General features: G+C 65.2%; 15 protein-coding genes and 1 pseudogene. 10 read left to right on the forward strand and 6 right to left on the reverse strand.

Annotation, left to right across the window (positions count from 1 at the left end):
* The first annotated feature begins 3 nt into the window (after window positions 1–3).
* The 3 genes from RX327_RS15010 (at window position 4) to RX327_RS15020 (ending at window position 2,788) form a co-directional block, all read left to right on the forward strand.
* Window positions 4–843, forward strand: coding sequence for an enoyl-CoA hydratase family protein (locus RX327_RS15010; RefSeq protein WP_026192553.1), 840 nt, complete (start codon window positions 4–6; stop codon window positions 841–843).
* Between the two features lies 1 nt (window position 844).
* Window positions 845–1,240 carry a RidA family protein gene (locus RX327_RS15015; RefSeq protein ID WP_050386996.1) on the forward strand — a complete coding sequence of 132 codons (396 nt, stop codon included), beginning with the start codon at window positions 845–847 and terminating at the stop codon, window positions 1,238–1,240.
* 306 nt (window positions 1,241–1,546) lie between these two features.
* Entirely contained in the window at window positions 1,547–2,788 is a 1,242-nt protein-coding gene (locus RX327_RS15020; protein ID WP_317250713.1) for a flavin-dependent oxidoreductase, read from the forward strand.
* A gap of 168 nt (window positions 2,789–2,956) precedes the next feature.
* Here the strand turns inward: RX327_RS15020 and RX327_RS15025 are convergent, their stop codons facing one another.
* Together RX327_RS15025 and RX327_RS15030 are read right to left on the reverse strand one after the other, a co-directional pair.
* On the reverse strand, window positions 2,957–3,409 hold the full coding sequence (locus RX327_RS15025; RefSeq protein WP_317251260.1) for a cupin domain-containing protein: 453 nt from the start codon (window positions 3,407–3,409) through the stop codon (window positions 2,957–2,959).
* A gap of 83 nt (window positions 3,410–3,492) precedes the next feature.
* Window positions 3,493–4,659 carry an ABC transporter substrate-binding protein gene (locus RX327_RS15030; RefSeq protein WP_317250714.1) on the reverse strand — a complete coding sequence of 389 codons (1,167 nt, stop codon included), beginning with the start codon at window positions 4,657–4,659 and terminating at the stop codon, window positions 3,493–3,495.
* A gap of 293 nt (window positions 4,660–4,952) precedes the next feature.
* On the opposite strand from RX327_RS15030, the gene RX327_RS15035 reads away from it, so the two are divergent.
* From RX327_RS15035 to RX327_RS15045, 3 genes and pseudogenes are all read left to right on the forward strand, one after another.
* Entirely contained in the window at window positions 4,953–5,447 is a 495-nt protein-coding gene (locus tag RX327_RS15035) for a MarR family transcriptional regulator (RefSeq protein WP_317250715.1), read from the forward strand.
* A gap of 3 nt (window positions 5,448–5,450) precedes the next feature.
* On the forward strand, window positions 5,451–6,266 hold the full coding sequence (locus RX327_RS15040; protein WP_050386992.1) for an alpha/beta hydrolase: 816 nt from the start codon (window positions 5,451–5,453) through the stop codon (window positions 6,264–6,266).
* A 169-nt stretch (window positions 6,267–6,435) separates the two neighbouring features.
* A pseudogene (locus tag RX327_RS15045) lies at window positions 6,436–8,078 on the forward strand (benzoate-CoA ligase family protein).
* A 55-nt stretch (window positions 8,079–8,133) separates the two neighbouring features.
* Here the strand turns inward: RX327_RS15045 and RX327_RS15050 are convergent.
* Together RX327_RS15050 and RX327_RS15055 are read right to left on the reverse strand one after the other, a co-directional pair.
* Window positions 8,134–9,747, reverse strand: coding sequence for a DHA2 family efflux MFS transporter permease subunit (locus RX327_RS15050; RefSeq protein WP_410712162.1), 1,614 nt, complete (start codon window positions 9,745–9,747; stop codon window positions 8,134–8,136).
* 8 nt (window positions 9,748–9,755) lie between these two features.
* Complete coding sequence (locus RX327_RS15055) at window positions 9,756–10,940, reverse strand: HlyD family secretion protein (RefSeq protein WP_317250716.1); 1,185 nt, start codon at window positions 10,938–10,940, stop codon at window positions 9,756–9,758.
* Window positions 10,941–11,095: 155 nt separating this feature from the next.
* Between RX327_RS15055 and RX327_RS15060 the strand changes: the two genes are divergently transcribed.
* Window positions 11,096–11,800 (forward strand): TetR/AcrR family transcriptional regulator, encoded by a 705-nt coding sequence (locus RX327_RS15060; protein ID WP_050386988.1) that lies wholly within the window; start codon window positions 11,096–11,098, stop codon window positions 11,798–11,800.
* 9 nt (window positions 11,801–11,809) lie between these two features.
* Here the strand turns inward: RX327_RS15060 and RX327_RS15065 are convergent, their stop codons facing one another.
* Complete coding sequence (locus tag RX327_RS15065) at window positions 11,810–13,504, reverse strand: ATP-binding protein (protein WP_317251262.1); 1,695 nt, start codon at window positions 13,502–13,504, stop codon at window positions 11,810–11,812.
* A gap of 149 nt (window positions 13,505–13,653) precedes the next feature.
* On the reverse strand, window positions 13,654–14,580 hold the full coding sequence (locus RX327_RS15070; RefSeq protein ID WP_317250718.1) for a LysR family transcriptional regulator: 927 nt from the start codon (window positions 14,578–14,580) through the stop codon (window positions 13,654–13,656).
* 155 nt (window positions 14,581–14,735) lie between these two features.
* Here RX327_RS15070 and RX327_RS15075 point away from each other — a divergent pair, with 155 nt between their 5' ends.
* The 3 genes from RX327_RS15075 to tkt are packed head-to-tail and all read left to right on the forward strand — an operon-like array spanning window position 14,736 to window position 18,668.
* The gene (locus tag RX327_RS15075; protein ID WP_410712186.1) at window positions 14,736–15,767 is read left to right on the forward strand and encodes a class 1 fructose-bisphosphatase; all 1,032 of its coding nucleotides are present in this window, start codon (window positions 14,736–14,738) and stop codon (window positions 15,765–15,767) included.
* Window positions 15,768–15,777: 10 nt separating this feature from the next.
* Window positions 15,778–16,650 (forward strand): phosphoribulokinase, encoded by an 873-nt coding sequence (locus RX327_RS15080; RefSeq protein WP_317250719.1) that lies wholly within the window; start codon window positions 15,778–15,780, stop codon window positions 16,648–16,650.
* A complete protein-coding gene (gene tkt, locus RX327_RS15085) occupies window positions 16,647–18,668 on the forward strand; it encodes a transketolase (RefSeq protein WP_317250720.1) in 2,022 nt (673 codons plus the stop codon). The genes RX327_RS15080 and tkt overlap by 4 nt, the downstream gene beginning before the upstream one ends.
* The last annotated feature ends 11 nt before the right edge of the window (window positions 18,669–18,679 follow it).

Consider the following 18,679-nt stretch of genomic DNA (forward strand, 5'->3'; position numbering starts at 1 on the left):
GTCATGTCCGAGATGAAAGCAAAGCTCCGGCCGTTCAAGGATTATCCCGCAAAGCACTTCCGCTGGCAGGTCGATGCGAGCGGCCGTGTCGCGACCATCACGCTGAACCGGCCGGACAAGAAGAACCCGCTGACGTTCGAGTCCTATGAGGAGCTGCGCGATCTCTTCACCAACCTCAAATATGCCTCCGATGTCCGCGCCATCGTGCTGACCGGCGCCGAGGGCAATTTCTGCTCCGGCGGCGATGTGTTCGAGATCATCGAGCCATTGACGCGGATGGCGATGCCGGACCTGCTCGCCTTCACGCGGATGACCGGCGAGGTCGTGCGGGCGATGCGCAAGTGCCCGCAGATCATCGTCGCTGCGATCGACGGCATTTGCGCCGGGGCCGGCGCGATGCTGGCGCTGGCGTCCGACCTGCGGCTGGCGACGCCGCAGGCCAAGACCGCGTTCCTGTTCACCCGCGTCGGCCTTGCCGGCGCCGACATGGGCGCGTGCGGGTTGCTGCCGCGCGTGATCGGGCAGGGCCATGCGGCCGACCTGCTCTACACCGGGCGTGCGATGAGCGCCGAGGAAGGTTTTGCGTGGGGCTTCCACAACCGTCTGGTTCCGCCGGCGGAGCTCGCCGGCGCCGCGCAAGACCTGGCGCGCTCGCTCGCGGATGGGCCGTGGTTCGCGCATGGCGTGACGAAAACGATGTTCAACCAGGAATGGGCGATGGGCGTCGACGAGATGATCGAGTCGGAAGCGCAGGCGCAGGCGATCTGCATGGTCACCGGCGATTTCCGCCGCGCCTTCGAGGCGTTCGCCGCCAAGCAGAAACCGGCCTTCGAGGGCAATTGAGATGATCGAGATCCTGCAACCGGAAGGATGGGCCAAGCCGGTCGGCTACGCCAACGGCATGGCCGCGCGCGGCAAACAGCTCTTCATCGCGGGCCAGATCGGCTGGAACGGACAATGCGTGTTCGAGACCGACGATCTCGTCGCGCAGATCGGCCAGACCTTGCGCAACATCGTCGCGGTTGCCGCCGCCGGCGGCGCCGGGCCCGAGCACATCGTGTCGATGACCTGGTACTTGCTCGACCGCAAGGAATATTCCGCGCGGCTGAAGGAGATCGGCACGGTCTATCGCGACATCATTGGCCGGCGCTTTCCGGCGATGACCGCGATCCAGGTTGCCGGCCTGATCGAGGATCGCGCCAAGGTGGAAATCCAGGCGATTGCGGTGGTGCCGGAGTGACGGGAATGCGCTCCTACCAGTTTCGTCATCCTGAGGTGCGAGCCTTGCCGCGCACTTGCGCCGCTGGGCGAGCCTCGAAGGATGAACGGCCCCGCTGGTGGCCCGTCGACCCTTCGAGACGCGCGTTCCGCGCTCCTCAGGGTGACGGGGATAAATTGGAGTTCGCTGAAGTAATGTTAAGCCTAAGCCCAATCATCGCGGGCGCGCCCAAGTCCCAGACGACAAACCTGCTTGCGGCCGGGCGAGCGGGCATGCGACCCTAGGCCAAAGCGTAAAAGCGTCCTGTTGTGAGTGGAGGTGAGGACGATGAAGGCGATTATCGTCGGAGGCGGAATCGGAGGCCTCACCACTGCGCTGATGCTGCGCTCGCGCGGTATCAGTTGCGAGCTTTACGAGCAGGCCGATACCATCCGCGAACTCGGCGTCGGCATCAACACGCTGCCGCATGCGATGCGCGAGTTGGCCGGGCTTGGCTTGCTCGACAAGCTCGACAAGGTGGCGATCCGCACCTATGAGCTGTTCTATCTGACGCGACATGGCCAGCAGGTCTGGCACGAGAAGCGCGGGCTCGATGCCGGCCACGACGTGCCGCAATTCTCGATCCATCGCGGCCGCCTGCAAAGCGTGATTCATCAGGCCGTGATCGATCGGCTCGGCGCGGATGCGATCCACACCGGCTGCCGGCTCGGCTCCTTCACCCAGGATGAGGGCGGCGTCTCGGCCTATTTCTTCGACCGCAGCGGCGCCCATGTGCATACCGCGCGCGGCGACATTCTGATCGGCGCCGACGGCATCCATTCGAAAGTGCGGCAGACGCTGTTTCCGGACGAGGGCGGGCCGTGCTGGAATGGCCTGATGCTGTGGCGCGGCGCGACCGACTGGCCGGCGTTCCTGACCGGGCGCTCGATGATCGTGGCCGGCGGTCTCAATGCCAAGGTGGTGATCTATCCGATCGCGGAAGGATCGAGCCCGGCAAGCCGCCTCACCAATTGGGCGGTGCTGGTGCGGATCGGCGACGGCACCTCGCCGCCGCCGCGCCGCGAGGGCTGGTCCAATCTCGGCCGGCGCGACGAGATGACGCCCTATGTCACGAGCTTCACGATCCCGCAGGTCGACTTCACCGGACTGATCAACGCGACGCCCGAATTCTACGAGTATCCGACCTGCGACCGCGATCCCTTGCCCTATTGGTCGTCCGGGCGCGTCACGCTGCTCGGCGATGCCGCGCATCCCATGTATCCCGTCGGCTCGAACGGCGCCTCGCAGGCGATCCTCGACGCGCGCTGCCTGGCCGACATGCTGGCGCGATCGGAGCATCCGCGGCAGGCGCTGGCGGCCTATGAGCGGAAGCGCCTGCCGATGACGGCCGAGATCGTCCGCTCCAATCGGCGCGGCGGCCCTGAAGGCGTCATCGACGCCGTCGAGCAGCTTGCGCCGCAAGGTTTTACCGACGTCGACACCATCCTCAACTACGAAGCCCGCGAGGCGATCGTCCGCGGCTATGCCGCCAAGGCCGGCTTTGCCGCGCGCGTGGTGGCGCGGCAGTAGGAGGTACTGCTGAAGGGGAGGACGTTCCCAAGGTTCGTATCGCAGACCCTCATGGTGAGGAGGCGCGCCAGCGCCGTCTCGAACCATGAGGCCTGCCGGTGGCCTCATCCTTCGAGACGCGCGCTCAGGCGCGCTCCTCAGGATGAGGGGATAGAGCCGGTGCCCCGCCTACGCGGGAGGCGGCGGCAGGAAGTGGATGTTGAACTCGGCGGCCATCGTCACCACGTCCTCCGGCTTCTGCTCCTTCATGTTGTGAAGTCCCCAGAACAGGTCGAAGAGCCTCCGGGTCGGCGACACCCAGAACAGCGTCTTGGCCGGCTGCTGCGACTTGTTGAAGATGCCGTGCGGCTTGCCCATCGGCAGGCGCACCAGATCGCCTGGAGTTGCGGATTCGTCGGCGCCGTCGAGCATGAAGTCGAGCTTGCCCTCGAGGATGTAGAGGTACTCGTCCTGGTCGGGGTGGATATGCGGAGGAACGAAGGTGCCCGGCGGGAAGGTGGCGTGCCAGGAGAATGAATGCTCGGTGCGGCTCTTCGGCACGTAGGTCTGGCCGAGGATGCTCCAGGATATGCCCTGGATGCCTTCATTGGCGCGGGTGATGCCGGCGATCTCGTCTTTCATGCTCATGCTTCCTCCATATCTCCGTTTGACGCGTTTCTTCACGCGAACCGGTGTCCGCTTCGCTCGAAAACGCTTTGAGTGGCTTACTTTGCCGCGCAGTCCTTGGCGTAGCGGTCACCATAATTCGAGAACACTTTCTGGACGATCTCGGTCTGGAACTTGCCGTCCGGACGCTTGGCGACTTTGGTCAGGTAGAAATCCTGGATGGGATAGCCGTTGGTGTTGAACTTGAAGGTGCCGCGCAGCGAGGTGAAGTCGGCCTTCTTGAGCGCTGCCCGAACGGCGTCCTTGTTCGATAGATCGCCCTTCACCGCCTTGACCGCGCTGTCGATCAGCATCGCGGCGTCATAGGCCTGAAAGGCGTAGGTGCCGGGCACGATGTTATAAGCGGCCTCATAGGCGGCAACGAACTTCTTGTTCTGGGGATTGTCGAGATTGGGCGCCCAGTTCGCGCCGCCGAACATGCCGACCGCGGCGTCCTGCTGCGCCGGCAGGGTCGATTCATCGACGGTGAAGGCGGATAGCACCGGCACGGTGGCGCCAGCCTGCTTGTACTGCTTCACGAGATTGACGCCCATGCCGCCCGGCATGAAAGTGAACAGCGCGTCCGGCTTCTGCGCGGCGATCTTGGAGAGTTCAGGCTGGAAATCCAGCGTGTTCAGCGGCGTGTAGGATTCCTCTGTTATCTCGCCCTTGTAGTCCAGCTTGAACCCGGCCACCGAATCCTTGCCGGCCTGATAGTTCGGCACCATCAGGTACATGCGCTTGTAGCCGCGATCCTGCGCGACCTTGCCGAGGATCTCGTGCACCTGATCGTTCTGATACGAGGTCACATAGAAGAACGGGTTGCAGTCCTTGCCGGCAAAGGTCGACGGCCCGGCATTGGGGCTGATCAGGAAGGTCTTCGATTCCGTGATGGGCCGGTGGATCGCCTGGAGGATGTTGGAGAAGATCGGTCCGACCACGAAGTCGACCTTCTCGCGCTCAAGAAGGCCGCGCACCTTGACTACGGCACCATCGGGTTTGAGCTCGTCGTCGGCGTTGACGATCTCGACATCGCGGCCGGCCATCTTGCCGCCGAGGTCCTTGATCGCGAGCGCAAAGCCGTCGCGGACCTGCTGGCCGAGCGCCGCGGCCGGGCCCGACGTTGTGACCAGCACGCCGATCTTGATCTTCTCCTGCGCGGTCGCCGGGGTGACGGCGACACCCAGCAGCGCCGCCAATCCCGCGAGCTTCGTCAATTGTTTCATGTCTCTCCCCCGACCACTGCTTTGATGTTTCGGCTTCGGCCCAATTGGCCTCAGCTTAGTCTGACGCGCGCAACCGCTGCAAGCGATGTGGCATCGCGTCAGGGCGATCGTCGCGCATCATGCAGGCGCTGCCCATGCAAGCGCCGCGCCAATTGCTTGAAGTATAAAGAAATTGCAGGATTGCCCAGACGGATCAGGCACGATTCGCAATTGTCCTTGCGGGACGCCGCGAATTGCTTGAAGCTCAAAACAATTGGTCCGACCGGAACCCGCCGCGGAGGCACGATCGCCGCATGATCCTCGATTCCGAAACCAAAGCCGTCGAACTGCCCGACGATCACGGCACCGAGCTTCGGCTGTGGCTGCGGCTCCTGACCTGCACGACGCTGATCGAAGGCGAGGTGCGCGGCCGGCTGCGGCAGCGGTTCGACGTCACGCTGCCTCGTTTCGACCTGATGGCGCAGCTCGACAAGGCGCCTGACGGCATGACGCTGTCCGATGTCTCCAAGCGCATGATGGTGTCGAACGGCAATGTGACCGGCCTCGTCGAGCGTCTGGTGGACTCCGGTCATCTCGACCGGCGGACCTCGGAGACGGACCGCCGCGTCCAGGTGATCCGCCTCACGAAGCTCGGACGCGCCGAGTTCCGCAAGATGGCCGCCGAGCACGAGAAGTGGATCGCCGATATTTTCGGCGATCTCTCGCCGAAGGATATCCGCGAACTGATGCGGCTGCTCGCCAAGGCCAAGGGCTCAGCGCAGCGCTCCGCCAAGGCGAGGAACGCTTAAGCCGTGACTGAGGTCGATTACGAGGTCGAATACAACAACCGGGCGCGGGTGCCGGAAAATCCGGCGCTGATGGCCGGCTGGGCGAGGGACTCCGCGGCCTATCGCGAGCAGCATCCGCCGCGGCGGCTGACCTATGGTCCGGGCAGCCGCAACGTCATCGACCTGTTCGAAGGCGATCGTGACGGGCCGCTCGTGGTCTTCATCCATGGCGGCTACTGGCAGGCACTCGACGGCTCGTCATCGAGCCACTGCGCGCGAGGGCTCAACGGCCACGGCATCAGCGTCGCGGTGCCGAGCTACGATCTGTGTCCCAATGTTACGGTCGGCGACATCATCGGCGAGATGCGTGCGGCGTGCCGCGAGCTGGCCAGGCTCGACCGGCCGCTGGTCGTGTCGGGACACTCCGCAGGCGGACATCTTGCCGCATGCATGCTCGCGACCGATTGGCCGGCCTTTGATGCGTTGCTGCCGAAGGACCTGGTCAGGACTGCTTACGCGATCTCCGGCCTGTTCGAGCTTGAGCCATTGGTCGGCACCTCCATCAACAAGGCGCTTGGCCTCGACCGCGCCGCAGCACGGGCGTCGAGCCCGCTGTTCTGGGCGCCGCCTGCCGGCGCAACGCTCGATGCCGTCGTCGGCGGCGCCGAGAGCGCGGAATATCACCGGCAGAGCCGGACCGTCGTCGATGTCTGGGGCAAAGCGGGCGTTGCAACGCGGTTCGGCGTTGTGCCCGACGCCAATCATTTCACCGCGATCGCGCCGCTCGCCGACCCGGGCTCGGCGATGGTCGCGCGGTTGAAGCAGCTTACGCAAATCTGAGGTTGTGAAGGATCGGCGGGCGATTGCCCCGCGATTTCCACCCTTGCGCCGAACTATTTTAAGTATAAAATGATTGGCGGTTAGAACGCTGCCGGGCGTCCTCGATATTGATGTTGGTCTTCTCGATATTGGTCTTGGCCTTTCTGGATGGAAAGCGAGGGGCGATCGAATGTCAGGTGAATTTCCCGGGCTCGGCCCATCCGGGCATGTCGACGATTTCGCACGGCGCAACCTGCCGCCATCAGAGCAATGGCCGCAGCTCGTGCTCGACCGGCCCGAATTCAAATATCCCGACTATCTCAACGCCGCGGTCGAGCTGACCGACCGCATCGTCGCGCAGGGGATGGGCGATCGCATCGCGCTGATCGGCAATGGCCGCCAGCGCACCTACAAGGAACTGACGGATTGGTCGAACCGCCTGGCGCATGCGCTGGTGGAGAATTACGGCGTCAAGCCCGGCAATCGCGTGCTGATCCGCTCGGGCAACAACCCGGCGCTGGTCGCGGCCTGGCTCGCGGCGACCAAGGCCGGTGCCGTCGTCGTCAACACCATGCCGATGCTGCGCGCCGGCGAATTGGCCAAGATCGTCGACAAGGCCGAGATCTCGCTGGCGCTGACCGACAGCCGCATCGCGGATGAACTGGTGGCCTGCGCCAAGACCAGCAAATTCCTCAAGCAGGTCGTCAATTTCGACGGCACGCAGAACCACGACGCCGAGCTCGACCGGATCGCGCTGAACAAGCCGGTCAAGTTCGATGCGGTGAAGACCGGCCGCGACGACGTTGCGCTACTGGGCTTCACGTCGGGCACGACGGGCGAGCCCAAGGCGACCATGCACTTTCACCGCGATCTCCTGATCGTTGCCGACGGCTATGCGAAGGAAGTGCTCAAGGTCACACCCGACGACGTGTTCGTCGGCTCGCCGCCGCTTGCGTTTACGTTCGGCCTCGGGGGGCTCGCGATCTTCCCGCTGCGCTTCGGCGCCACCGCGACGCTGCTGGAGAATGCGGCGCCGAGCGAGATGATCCGGATCATCGAAACCTACAAGGCGACGATCTGCTTTACCGCGCCCACCGCCTATCGGGCGATGATGGCCGCGATGGACAAGGGCGCCGATCTGTCGTCGCTGCGGCTCGCCGTCTCGGCCGGCGAGACGCTGCCGGCGCCGGTGTTCGAGAGCTGGACCAGGAAGACCGGCAAGCCGATCCTCGACGGCATCGGCAGCACAGAGCTCCTGCACATCTTCATCACCAACCGCACCGGCAGCGCCGTCGGCGGCACCACGGGCACGCCAGTCTCAGGATACGAGGCCAAAATCGTCGACGAGGACATGAACGAGCTGCCGGCGGGCCAGGTCGGCAAGCTGGCGGTGCGTGGTCCGACCGGCTGCCGCTATCTCGCCGACTCCCGGCAGACCAAATATGTCCGCGACGGATGGAACATCACCGGCGATGCCTTCGTCCGCGACGAGAACGGCCGGCTGTCGTTCGTGGCGCGGGCCGACGACATGATCATCTCGGCGGGCTACAACATCGCCGGTCCCGAGGTCGAGGCCGCGCTGCTCGGCCATCCCGATGTGGCGGAGTGCGCCGTGATCGGCGCACCCGACGAGGAGCGGGGGCAGATCGTCTCGGCGTTCATCGTGCTGAAGCAGGGCGCGCGCTGCGACGAGGTCGAGGTCAAGCTGCTGCAGGATCACGTCAAGGCGAGATCGCGCCGTACAAATATCCGCGCGCGATCGCCTTCGTCGAGGCGCTGCCGAAGACCCAGACCGGGAAGATCCAGCGCTTCAAGCTGCGCGAAGCAAGCTGAGCGGACGACGACCTTCGGCCGTCGCCCAAGAGATCAACAAGAGATCAACAAGCGATCAATGCGCCGCGCCGCCGCCAGCGGCGTTCTTCGGCTTGCCGGTCAGGAGGATCGCGATCGCGGCGAACACCAGCACGATGCCGATCACGGCAAAGGTGTCGCTGAAACCAAGCACCAGGGCCTGGCGTTTCACGATATTGCCGAGCGCCACGATCGCCTGGTGATGCGCGGTCGCCGGATCGGAGATGCCGTGGCTGAGGAAGTAGTTGGTGACCTCGGCGATCCGGGTGCGCACTTCCTCGCGGCCGAGGTCGACCGAATGTCCGATGATGTTGGAATGGAACTGCTCGCGTTTCGTGATGATCGTCGCGAGCGTCGCCGTTCCGATCGCGCCGCCGAGATTGCGGAACATGTTGCTGATGCCGGAGGCCGCGGCGGCATCCTGCGGCGCGATGCTGCCGAGGCTGACGGCGGACAGTGGCGCCAGCATGATCGCCTGGCCGACCGCACGGACGATGTTCGGGACGAAGAACTGGTCGCCGGAGTAATCGAGCGACATCGCGATGTTCATGAAGGAGGAGACCGCGAACAGGATCATGCCGGTGAAGGCAATGAAGCGGGCATCGAAGCGCTGCATCAGCCTGGGAAGCAGCGGGATCAGCACGAGTTGCGGCAGGCCGGTCCAGGCCAGCACGTTGCCGATCTGCTCGGAGTTGTAGCCCTGCGCCTGGCCGAGATAGGCGGGCAGGATGTAGACCGAACCGAACAGCGCAAAGCCGACCATGGTCATCGCGACGGTGCCGAAGCCGAAATTGCGCTGCGTCAGCAGGCGCAGCCGGATCAGCGGCTTTTCGATTCTGAGCTCGATCGCGACGAACAGCGTCAGGCTGACGGCTGCGACGATCGCCAGCTTGACGATGAAAGGGGAGGAGAACCAGTCGTCCTTGTTGCCTTCCTCGAGCACGGCTTGCAGCGCCGACAAGCCGATCGCCATGGTGACGATGCCGGCCCAGTCGCCTTCACGGAGCAGATGCAGCTGCATCGGCTGGCGCTCCAGCGTGAAATAGAGCGTGATGACCATCACGGCGGTCGGGATCACGTTGACGAAGAAGATGGTGCGCCAGCCATAGGTCTCGGTGAGATAACCGCCGATGGTCGGGCCGATTGCCGGTGCAAAGGTGACTGACAGCGCGAAGATGGCGAGCCCGACCGGCTGCTGCGGCTTCGGCAGCTTGGTCAGGACCAGCGTGAAGGCCATCGGGATCAGCACGCCGCCGGCAAAGCCTTGCAGGCCGCGCATCGCGATCATCGACGGCAGATCATGGGTGAAGGCGCAGGCGACCGAGAAGATCGCAAACAGGGTGGCGAAGCCGATGATGATCTTGCGGAAGGAAAACACCCGGCTGAGATAGTCGGTCAGCGGGATCACCACGATCTCGCCGATCAGATAGGAGGTCGAGATCCAGGAGCCGTTGTCGACGCCGGTTCCGATGCCGCCCTCGATGTTGAGCAGCGAGGCGTTGGTGATCTGGATGTTGAGGATCGCCATGAAGGCGCCGATCATGGCGGCGATGATGGAAATCCAGACCGCCATGCTGGCGCGGTTGGGATCGGCAGCTGCCGCTGCCGCGCGGGGCGCAGCAGCCGGGGAGGAGAGCGCGAGATCGGACATGACATCACCTATTTGAATGAGGCGACAGCGAGCTTGGGTGAGGCGCCGGAGCGCGGCGCCTCTCCGGGTTGCGACAAGGTTGCGATGGTCGGGATGACCGACATGCCGGGCCGCAATTCGACCGCGGTCGCATCGAGCGCAATCTTGACCGGGATGCGCTGCACCACCTTGGTGAAATTGCCCGTCGCATTGTCTGGCGGCAGCAGCGCGAACTCCTGGCCGCTGGCGGGCGCGAGACTGTCGACATGGCCGCGCACCACCTGTCCCGGGAACATGTCGACCGCGATCTCGACCGGCTGACCCTTGCGGACATTGGTGAGCTGCGTCTCCTTGTAGTTCGCGATCACATAGGCGCCGGACGCGGGCACCAGCGACATCAACTGCGTGCCGGCCTGGACGAACTGGCCGGTGCGCAGGGTGCGGTTGCCGACCACGCCGTCGATCGGGGCTGATATGGTGGTGTAGCCGAGGTTCAGCTCGGCCTGATGCTGGAGCGCGGCTGCGCGCGCCTGCGCCGCGACCGCCTGGGCAATGTCGGCCTTGAGCAACTCGACCTGGCGGAGCGCGGAGATGAGGTTGGCGTTATCGCGCGCGATCGCGGCGTCCGCGCCGGCGTCGCGCGCCTGAGCCTGCTGCGCGTTCTGCACGCTGCCATAGCCGGTCCTGGCGAGATCCGTGTAGCGCTTGTTTTCCTGCTGCGCGAAGGTCTGCGTCGCGGTGTCCACGGCGAGGGTCGCACGTGCCGCTTCGATCACCGACTGCTGCACATCGAGCTGCGCATGCTTGCTGGCGATCGCGGCTTCGGCGGCGGCAACATCGGCCTTGGCCTGATCCAGCGCGACCCTGAAATCGCGATTGTCGATCCGCGCCAGCATCTGGCCGGCGCGCACATGCTCATTGTCGCCCACCAGCACCGCGCTGAGATAGCCGGAGACTTTTGGTGCGATCGTCGTGTTATCGGCCTTCACATAGGCGTCGTCGGTCGAGACCTGGAAGCGGCCGACGGTCCAGTAGTCCCAACCGTACCAGGCTCCGCCCGCGAGCATGGCGAGCGCCGCGCCGGCCAGCAGCAGGCGGCGAAGCCTGCCCTTGGCGGCGGGCGGTTTGGCGGCTTCCGGGTTGGCGATCAATTGCTTGGCGGTCTCGGCCGGAACCTGGCTCTCGGCCCTGAATGACGTCTCATGCTGGCTCATGGCGGTGCTCCTGATCCGTCTATCCTTTTGGAAAGTCTTGCCAATTCCGGCCGACGTCCGCGGGATTAATTAGGAAACTTGATGTTTTCCAAAATAAAGCCCATATTGGGAGTGTCAATAGAATGACAGGCATCATTTAAAAGCATGGCTCGCGGATGAACCGGAATGACAAGGATCAGACTGAGCAAGACGCACCGCCGCGGCGCGGCCGCGGGCGGCCGCAGCTGCGTTCCGACGACGAGACGCGCGCGCTGATCTATGACGCCGCGCGGCGCGAGTTCTCCGAGCGCGGCTTCGCCGCGGCCAACATCGCCGACGTGGCCTGCCGCGCCGGCGTCTCCACCAAGACACTCTATCGGCTGATCCCGACCAAGCTGGCGCTGTTCGAGGGCACGGTGACGGACCGGATGGACCGGTTCATATCCGCCGTAAATCTTGCCGCCTGCGACGGCCGCGATATCGCGGCGGCCCTGGAGGCCGCACTCTCGACCTGTGGCGAGCTGATACTCGATGCCGAGGTCATCGCGCTCCAGCGCATCATCCTGGCCGACAGCGACAAATTCCCCGACATCGCCGAGATGTTCTACGAGAAGGCGATGCAGCGGACCCTTGGCGCGCTGGCTGCGTGGCTGGGCGTGCAGCAGCGGCGGGGACGGATCGCGGTGGACGACCCGCAGGCCGCTGCGGGCATGCTGCTCGGCATGCTCGTGTTCCAGCCGCAACGCGACGTGATGTACGGCCACAGGCCGCCGCCGTCGCGGGCGCAGATCGAGGCCCGCGCCAGGGCCTGTGCGGCACTGTTCCTGTCGGGATGCGCCGTGCCGGCCGACCAGATCAAGAAGCAGAACGGAGACGCGTGACGCCCCGCGTCACTTGCCCATTGCCGCCGCCGGTGGCTGGGCCAGCACCTGCCGGATCATCCGCGCGAGATCGGATTTGCGGTAGGGCTTCGGCAGCAGCGTCACATCCGGGTCGAGACGGCCGTGGTGGATGATCGCGTCCTCGGTGTAGCCGGAGGTGAAGAGCACGCGCACCGAGGGCAGTTTGGCGATCACGGCATCGGCGACCTGCCGGCCGTTCATGCCGCCGGACATGATGACGTCGGTGAACAGCACGTCGCAGACGAACCCCTTGTCGACCGCGGCCAGTGCTTCGGGACCGTTGGCGGTGACCATGGTGCGATAGCCAAGTTGCTCGAGCTGGGCGCTGACGTAATTGCGCACCAGCGGATCGTCCTCGACGACCAGGATGGATTCATTGCCGCCGCGCGTGTCGACCGGAGGAGGCGGCTCGACGTCGATCATGTCGCCGCTGCTGCGCGGCAGATAGAGCTTGATCGAGGTGCCGTGGCCCTCCTCGGAATAGATCTTGAGGTGTCCGTTGGACTGCTTGATGAAGCCGTACACCATGCTGAGCCCGAGGCCGGTGCCCTTGCCGGTGTCCTTGGTCGTGAAGAACGGCTCGAACACCTTGTCGCGGATTCCCGCCGGGATACCACCGCCGGTGTCGCTGACCGCGACCATCACATATTCACCCGCCCGCACATCGGGGTTGGCGACGGCATAAACCTCGTCGAGGATGACGTTGCTGGTCTCCAGCATCAGCTTGCCGCCATCGGGCATCGCGTCGCGGGCATTGACCGCGAGATTGAGCAGCGCGGTCGCCATGTGGTTCGGATCGATGAAGGCCGACCAGGCATCGGGCTCGAGCGCGGTATCGATCTCGATCTGCTCGCCGAGCGACGGGCGCAGCAGCCGCGCGGTGTCCTGCACCAGCGTGTTGAGGTAGGCTTCACGCGGCTGCAGCGGCTGCTGCCGCGAGAAGGCCAGCAGGTGCTTGGTCACTTCGGCGCCGCGAAACGCCGCGTCGCTGATCATCTTGGTGACCGACGATAGCGCGGCATCGTGCTCGACGGCTTCGGCAAGGATGTCGATCAGGCCGGTGATGACGGCCAGCATATTGTTGAAGTCGTGGGCGATGCCTCCTGTCAATTGCCCGACGGCTTCCATCTTCTGCACCTGGCGCAGCTTCTGCTCGGCCTCGAGCTGTTCGCGGGCGGCCTCGACTTCGCGGGCGCGCATGAAGATTTCCGCTTCCATCTGCTCGGTGCGCTCGCGCAACCGGTCGGTCAGTTCGTCTTGCTCGGCACCGCGCTGCTTCAGCTGGATGAAGCTGGTGACGTCTTCGACCCGATGGATGATGTAAGTGAACTGCCCGTTCGGCCCCAACACCGGCGTATTGCGCGGGCTCCAGTAGCGTTCCTCGAAGCCGCCGCCCTCCGACTCGGGCTTGCGGATATCGTATTTCTGCACCGTCATGGTATCGGGACGGCGGAACTGGACCACGCGCTCGAGCGAGGCGCGCAGGTTCCGCACGCCGTCGGCGGCCGGGTCGTCCGGATTGTCAGGGAACACCTCGAACAGCCCGCGCCCGAGGATCGCGGCGCGCTCGGTCTTGGTGGCGCGCAGATAGGCGTCGCTTGCTGCCACGATGCGGAAGTCGGGCTGGGTCAGCACCAGATAAAGGCCGGGCGCCGCCTCGAATAACGCCTTGAAGTCAGGCATCGGCGGGGACTGGTTCTGCAGTTCATCCTCCCTCGCAGGGATACGGTCCGCCACTGACCGCACTCAAGGTGTGACATGCGCTTGCCGGAACTTCAATGGTTAACATACGGTACCAGCTCGATTTTTCGCGTCGCGGCGGCTCCGGCGCGCTAGTTTGAATTCGGCAGATAGCGCCAGCCCTCCTTGCCGAGGAAATCCAGCATGGCTTGCGCGGGCGGCAGCAGGATCTTGTCGGCGCGCCTGATCGCGTGCCACTGCCGGACGATCGGCAGGCCCTTCACCTTGAGCACCACCAGCCGGCCGTCCTCCAGCTCATGGAACACCGTGTGCTGGGAGATGAAGGCGATGCCGAGCCCGGCGATAACCGCCTGCTTGATGGTCTCGTTGCTGCTCATCTCCATGCCGAGTTTCGGCTCCAGCCCGACCCGCTCGAAATATTGCTGCATCAGCATCCGCGTGCCCGATCCTTGCTCGCGAGTGATGAAGGTTTCGTTGGCGAGCTCCGACGGGGCGACGTGCCGCCGCCGCGCCAGCCGATGATCGGGCGCGGCGACGATGAAGTGCGGATGCCGGCCGAGCGGCTTCATCTCGACCTCGACGTCGGCCGGTGGCCGACCCATCACCGCGAAGTCGAGGTCGTAGCCGTGCATGGCCTCGCGGATCTCCTCGCGGTTGCCGATGGTCAGCTTGATCTCGATCTTGGGAAAGCGGCGCGAGAACGCCGCGATCGCGAACGGCACGAAGTATTTCGCGGTGGAGACCGCGCCCATCGCGACGCGGCCGCCGCTGCGGCCGGCGATCATGTCGAGCGACTGCTCGCAATCCTTCAGCGCCGCCTCGATCCGCTCGACCAGCGTCAGCACATGCGCGCCGGCATCCGTCAGCGCCATGCCGTCGCCGGTGCGCTGGATCAGCGGCAACCCGGCGAGCGCCTGCAGATTGCGGAGCTGCAACGTCACCGCGGGCTGCGTCAGGTTCAAGCGGTTGGCGGCCGACGTGATCGAACCGGCCTCGTGCAAGGTCGACAGTGCGCGCAGCTGGCGGATGGTGAGATCCCGCGAGAAGTTGCCGGCCATGACAAGCTCCATAAGAAATACTTTGCCCGGACCAAAGATAATAAAATTTCCCTAATTGGGCAATTCGCGCGTTGATAGGGCGAAGGCGACTCCCCTGAGGTCGCCTCTCGAAGCCTCGGGACAGAGGGCGCGATCATAGGGAGAGGCCGGTGGAGATTCGTCCTGCATTGCATGCCCATCTGGAGTGGCCGACGCAACACGACCCGTTGCGTGCCGCGACCGTTGTGGTGATCGAAGCCCTTGCGCGCGCCGCGATCGAGCTCTCGCACATCATTGCCGCCGGGCCGCTCGCCGGAATCGGCGGCGAGAGCGGCGGCGTCAATCCCGACGGCGATCGCCAGAAGACGATCGACATCGTCGCCGACGATCTGATGCGGAACGCGCTGCGCACCGCGCCGGTCGCCGCGGTGCTGTCGGAGGAGGTCGAGCTGCCCGAGACGCTCGATCCCGACGCGCCGCTCTGCGTCGCGATCGATCCGCTCGATGGATCCGCCAATCTCGAAAACAACATCTCGATCGGCACGATCTTCTCGATCCGGCCGAAGGGAAACGACGTCATCTCGACCTTCTTCGAGCCCGGCACGGCGCAATGCGCCGCCGGCTGCTTCATCTACGGTCCGCAGACCGTGCTGGTGCTGGCGCTAGACCAGCGCGTCGACTGCTTCACGCTGGACCCGCGAAGTGGCGAGTTCGTCCTGACCGCGCGCGATCTGCGCGTGCCGCAGGATGCGTCGGAATTCGCCATCAATGCCTCGAACCGGCGACACTGGAGCGGCCCGGTGCGCAGCTACATCGACGATTGCCTCGCCGGCGTGAACGGCGAGCGCGGGCAGGACTTCAACATGCGCTGGATCGGTTCGCTGGTCGCGGAAGCCTATCGCATCCTCACCCGCGGCGGCGTGTTCCTGTATCCCTCCGATGCGCGCCAGGGCTACCGCGAAGGCCGGTTGCGCCTGCTGTACGAGGCGCATCCGATCGCACTGATCATGGAATGGGCGGGCGGCGCCGCGTCGAATGGCCGGTCGCGCATTCTCGAACTGTCGGCACGCACGCCGCATCAGCGCGTGCCGCTGATCATGGGATCGGCGCGCGCCGTGCGCGACGTCGATGCGATCCACCTGACCGTCGAGCCGTTGTTCGAGAGCAGCGATGCCCCGCTGTTCGCGCGGCGCGGCCTGTTCCGCTGAGGAGGACCGCATGTCACGTCAGCATCCGATCATCTCCATCACCGGCTCCTCCGGCGCCGGCACCACCTCGGTCAAGAAGACTTTCGAGCAGATTTTTTTCCGCGAGAAGGTCGCCGCCTATATCGAGGGCGACGCCTTCCACCGCTACGACCGCGCCGAGATGCGCGCGCAGATGGCGAAAGAGGCCGAGCGCGGCAACAAGCATTTCAGCCATTTCAGCCCCGAGACCAATTTGTTCGAGGAGCTGGAGCAGCTGTTCAGCGACTATGCCGAGACCGGCACCGGAACGACGCGGCACTATGTGCACGACGAGGAGGAAGCGCGGCTCTACGGCGCCAAGCCCGGCACCTTCACCGAATGGAAGGGGCTGCCGGAGAATTCCGACCTGTTGTTCTACGAGGGCCTGCACGGCGCCGTCGTCACCGACAAGGTGAATGTCGCGCGCTATGCCGATCTCAAGATCGGCGTCGTGCCCGTCATCAACCTCGAATGGATCCAGAAGCTGCACCGCGACCGCAGCGCGCGCGGCTATTCCACCGAGGCGGTCACCGACACCATCCTGCGGCGGATGCCGGACTACATCCACTACATCTGTCCGCAATTCACCGAGACCGACATCAACTTCCAGCGCGTGCCGACGGTCGACACGTCCAACCCGTTCATCGCGCGCTGGATCCCGACGCCGGACGAATCGATGGTCGTGATCCGCTTCAAGAACCCGCGCGGCATCGACTTCCCCTATCTGCTCTCGATGCTGCCGCAGAGCTGGATGTCGCGCGCCAATTCGATCGTGTGTCCGGGCGCGAAGCTCGACCTCGCGATGCAGCTGATCCTGACGCCGCTGATCATGCAGCTGATCGAGCGAAAGAGGCGAACGATATGACCGCACTTGCGTCCGTTGCCAGCCGCCCCGAAATCAGCCACGACGAGATGGCGAATGCCATCCGCTTCCTCGCCGTCGACGCGGTGGAGCAGTCGAAGTCCGGCCATCCCGGGCTGCCCATGGGCATGGCCGATGTAGCGACCGTGCTGTTCTCGCGCTTCCTGAAATTCGACTCGGCGCATCCGAACTGGCCCGACCGCGACCGCTTCGTGCTGTCGGCGGGCCACGGCTCGATGCTGCTCTATGCGCTGCTCTATCTGACGGGCTACGAGAGCATGACGCTCGACCAGATCAAGGCGTTCCGGCAGTGGGGCTCGAAGACGCCGGGCCATCCCGAATACGGCCACACGCCGGGAGTCGAGACCACGACGGGTCCGCTGGGGCAGGGGATTGCGACCGCGGTCGGCATGGCGCTTGCCGAGCGGCTGATGAACGCCCGCTTCGGGGACGGCCTTGTCGACCACTTCACCTACGTCGTCGCGGGCGACGGCTGCCTGATGGAAGGCATCAGCCAGGAGGCGATCTCGCTTGCCGGCCATCTCGGGCTCGGCCGGCTGATCGTGCTGTTCGACGACAACGGCATCTCGATCGACGGCGCCACCTCGCTGTCCTGCTCGGACGACCAGGCGGCGCGGTTCAAGGCCAGCGGCTGGAACGTCAACCGCATCGACGGCCACGATCCGCAGGCGATCACCGCGGCGATCAGGCAGGCACGATCGAGCGATCGTCCGTCGCTGATCGCCTGCCGCACGGTGATCGGGTTCGGTGCACCGAACCGGCAGGGCAGCGAGAAGGTGCATGGCGCGCCGCTCGGTGCCGATGAGGTGGCGAAGACACGAGCCGCGCTGCGCTGGCCGTATCCGGCCTTCGAAATTCCCGATGCGGTGCTGGCGGAGTGGCGCGACCTCGGCGGCCGCGGCCGCGACGCGCGGCGGGCCTGGATCGAGCGTTCGCGCAGCGCCTGCAAGGGCGACAAGGCCGAGCGGTCTCCGTTCCATGATGCGCTGAACCGGAAATTGCCCTGCGCCTATGCCGAAGCGATGGCAAAGCTCTTGGCGCGGTTCGCGACCGAGCGGCCGAAGCTTGCCACCCGCCAAGCCTCGCAGCAGGTCATCGACGTGATCGCGGAGGCCTTGCCCAACCTGCTGGGCGGCTCGGCCGATCTGACGCACTCCAACCTGACGCTGGCGAAGTCGCAGGTTTCGGTGCGGCCGGAAACGCTCGACGGCAGCTACATCCACTACGGTATCCGCGAGCACGGGATGGCTGCAGCAATGAACGGCCTCGCGCTGCATGGCGGCTTCATTCCCTATGGCGGCACGTTCCTCGCGTTTTCCGACTACAGCCGGCCGGCGATCCGGCTTGCGGCCCTGATGCGGCTGCGCGTGATCCATGTGATGACGCACGACTCCATCGGACTAGGAGAGGATGGCCCGACGCACCAGCCGGTCGAGCATCTCGCGGCGTTGCGGGCAATCCCGAACGTCCTGGTGTTCCGCCCGGCCGACGCGGTCGAGACAGCGGAAGCGTGGGACTGTGCGCTGAAGGCAGAGACCTCGCCGTCGATCCTCTGCCTGTCGCGGCAGGCGCTGCCGACGGTTCGCGACGGCAGCAAGGACAACCAGGTCGCGCTCGGCGCCTACGTTCTCGTCGAGCCGGCCTTCGCGCGTGACGTCACCCTGATTGCAACGGGTTCGGAGGTGGCGATCGCGCTCGAAGCCGCAAAGCTGCTGGCGGAAGACGGGGTACAGGCCGCGGTCGTCTCGGCCCCGTGCTTCGACCTGTTCCGCCAGCAGCCGAGCGACTATCGCGCCCAGGTGCTGGGCAGCGGCCCACGTGTCGGCGTGGAGGCTGCGGTCGAGGGCGACTGGGCGCGCTGGATCGGTGCCGACGGTGAGTTCGTCGGCATGCGCAGCTTCGGTGCCTCGGCGCCGGCGCCCGTGCTGTACCGCGAATTCGGCATCACACCCGCGGCAATCGCTGCTGCAGCAAAACAGCTCATTCAACGAGCGAATTGAAAGGAGGACGC

Origin of the sequence: Bradyrhizobium sp. BEA-2-5 (assembly GCF_032918025.1) — a bacterium.
GTDB classification, from domain to species: Bacteria; Pseudomonadota; Alphaproteobacteria; order Rhizobiales; family Xanthobacteraceae; genus Bradyrhizobium; species Bradyrhizobium pachyrhizi.

Excerpts from the sequence above, each read along its gene's own strand:
- RX327_RS15010 (WP_026192553.1), top strand. The coding sequence starts at position 4 with ATGTCCGAGATGAAAGCAAAGCTCCGGCCGTTCAAGGATTATCCCGCA.
- RX327_RS15015 (WP_050386996.1), top strand. The coding sequence starts at position 845 with ATGATCGAGATCCTGCAACCGGAAGGATGGGCCAAGCCGGTCGGCTAC.
- RX327_RS15020 (WP_317250713.1), top strand. The coding sequence starts at position 1,547 with ATGAAGGCGATTATCGTCGGAGGCGGAATCGGAGGCCTCACCACTGCG.
- RX327_RS15025 (WP_317251260.1), bottom strand. The coding sequence starts at position 3,409 with ATGAAAGACGAGATCGCCGGCATCACCCGCGCCAATGAAGGCATCCAG.
- RX327_RS15030 (WP_317250714.1), bottom strand. The coding sequence starts at position 4,659 with ATGAAACAATTGACGAAGCTCGCGGGATTGGCGGCGCTGCTGGGTGTC.
- RX327_RS15035 (WP_317250715.1), top strand. The coding sequence starts at position 4,953 with ATGATCCTCGATTCCGAAACCAAAGCCGTCGAACTGCCCGACGATCAC.
- RX327_RS15050 (WP_410712162.1), bottom strand. The coding sequence starts at position 9,747 with ATGTCCGATCTCGCGCTCTCCTCCCCGGCTGCTGCGCCCCGCGCGGCA.
- RX327_RS15055 (WP_317250716.1), bottom strand. The coding sequence starts at position 10,940 with ATGAGCCAGCATGAGACGTCATTCAGGGCCGAGAGCCAGGTTCCGGCC.
- RX327_RS15060 (WP_050386988.1), top strand. The coding sequence starts at position 11,096 with ATGAACCGGAATGACAAGGATCAGACTGAGCAAGACGCACCGCCGCGG.
- RX327_RS15065 (WP_317251262.1), bottom strand. The coding sequence starts at position 13,504 with ATGCCTGACTTCAAGGCGTTATTCGAGGCGGCGCCCGGCCTTTATCTG.
- RX327_RS15070 (WP_317250718.1), bottom strand. The coding sequence starts at position 14,580 with ATGGCCGGCAACTTCTCGCGGGATCTCACCATCCGCCAGCTGCGCGCA.
- RX327_RS15080 (WP_317250719.1), top strand. The coding sequence starts at position 15,778 with ATGTCACGTCAGCATCCGATCATCTCCATCACCGGCTCCTCCGGCGCC.
- tkt (WP_317250720.1), top strand. The coding sequence starts at position 16,647 with ATGACCGCACTTGCGTCCGTTGCCAGCCGCCCCGAAATCAGCCACGAC.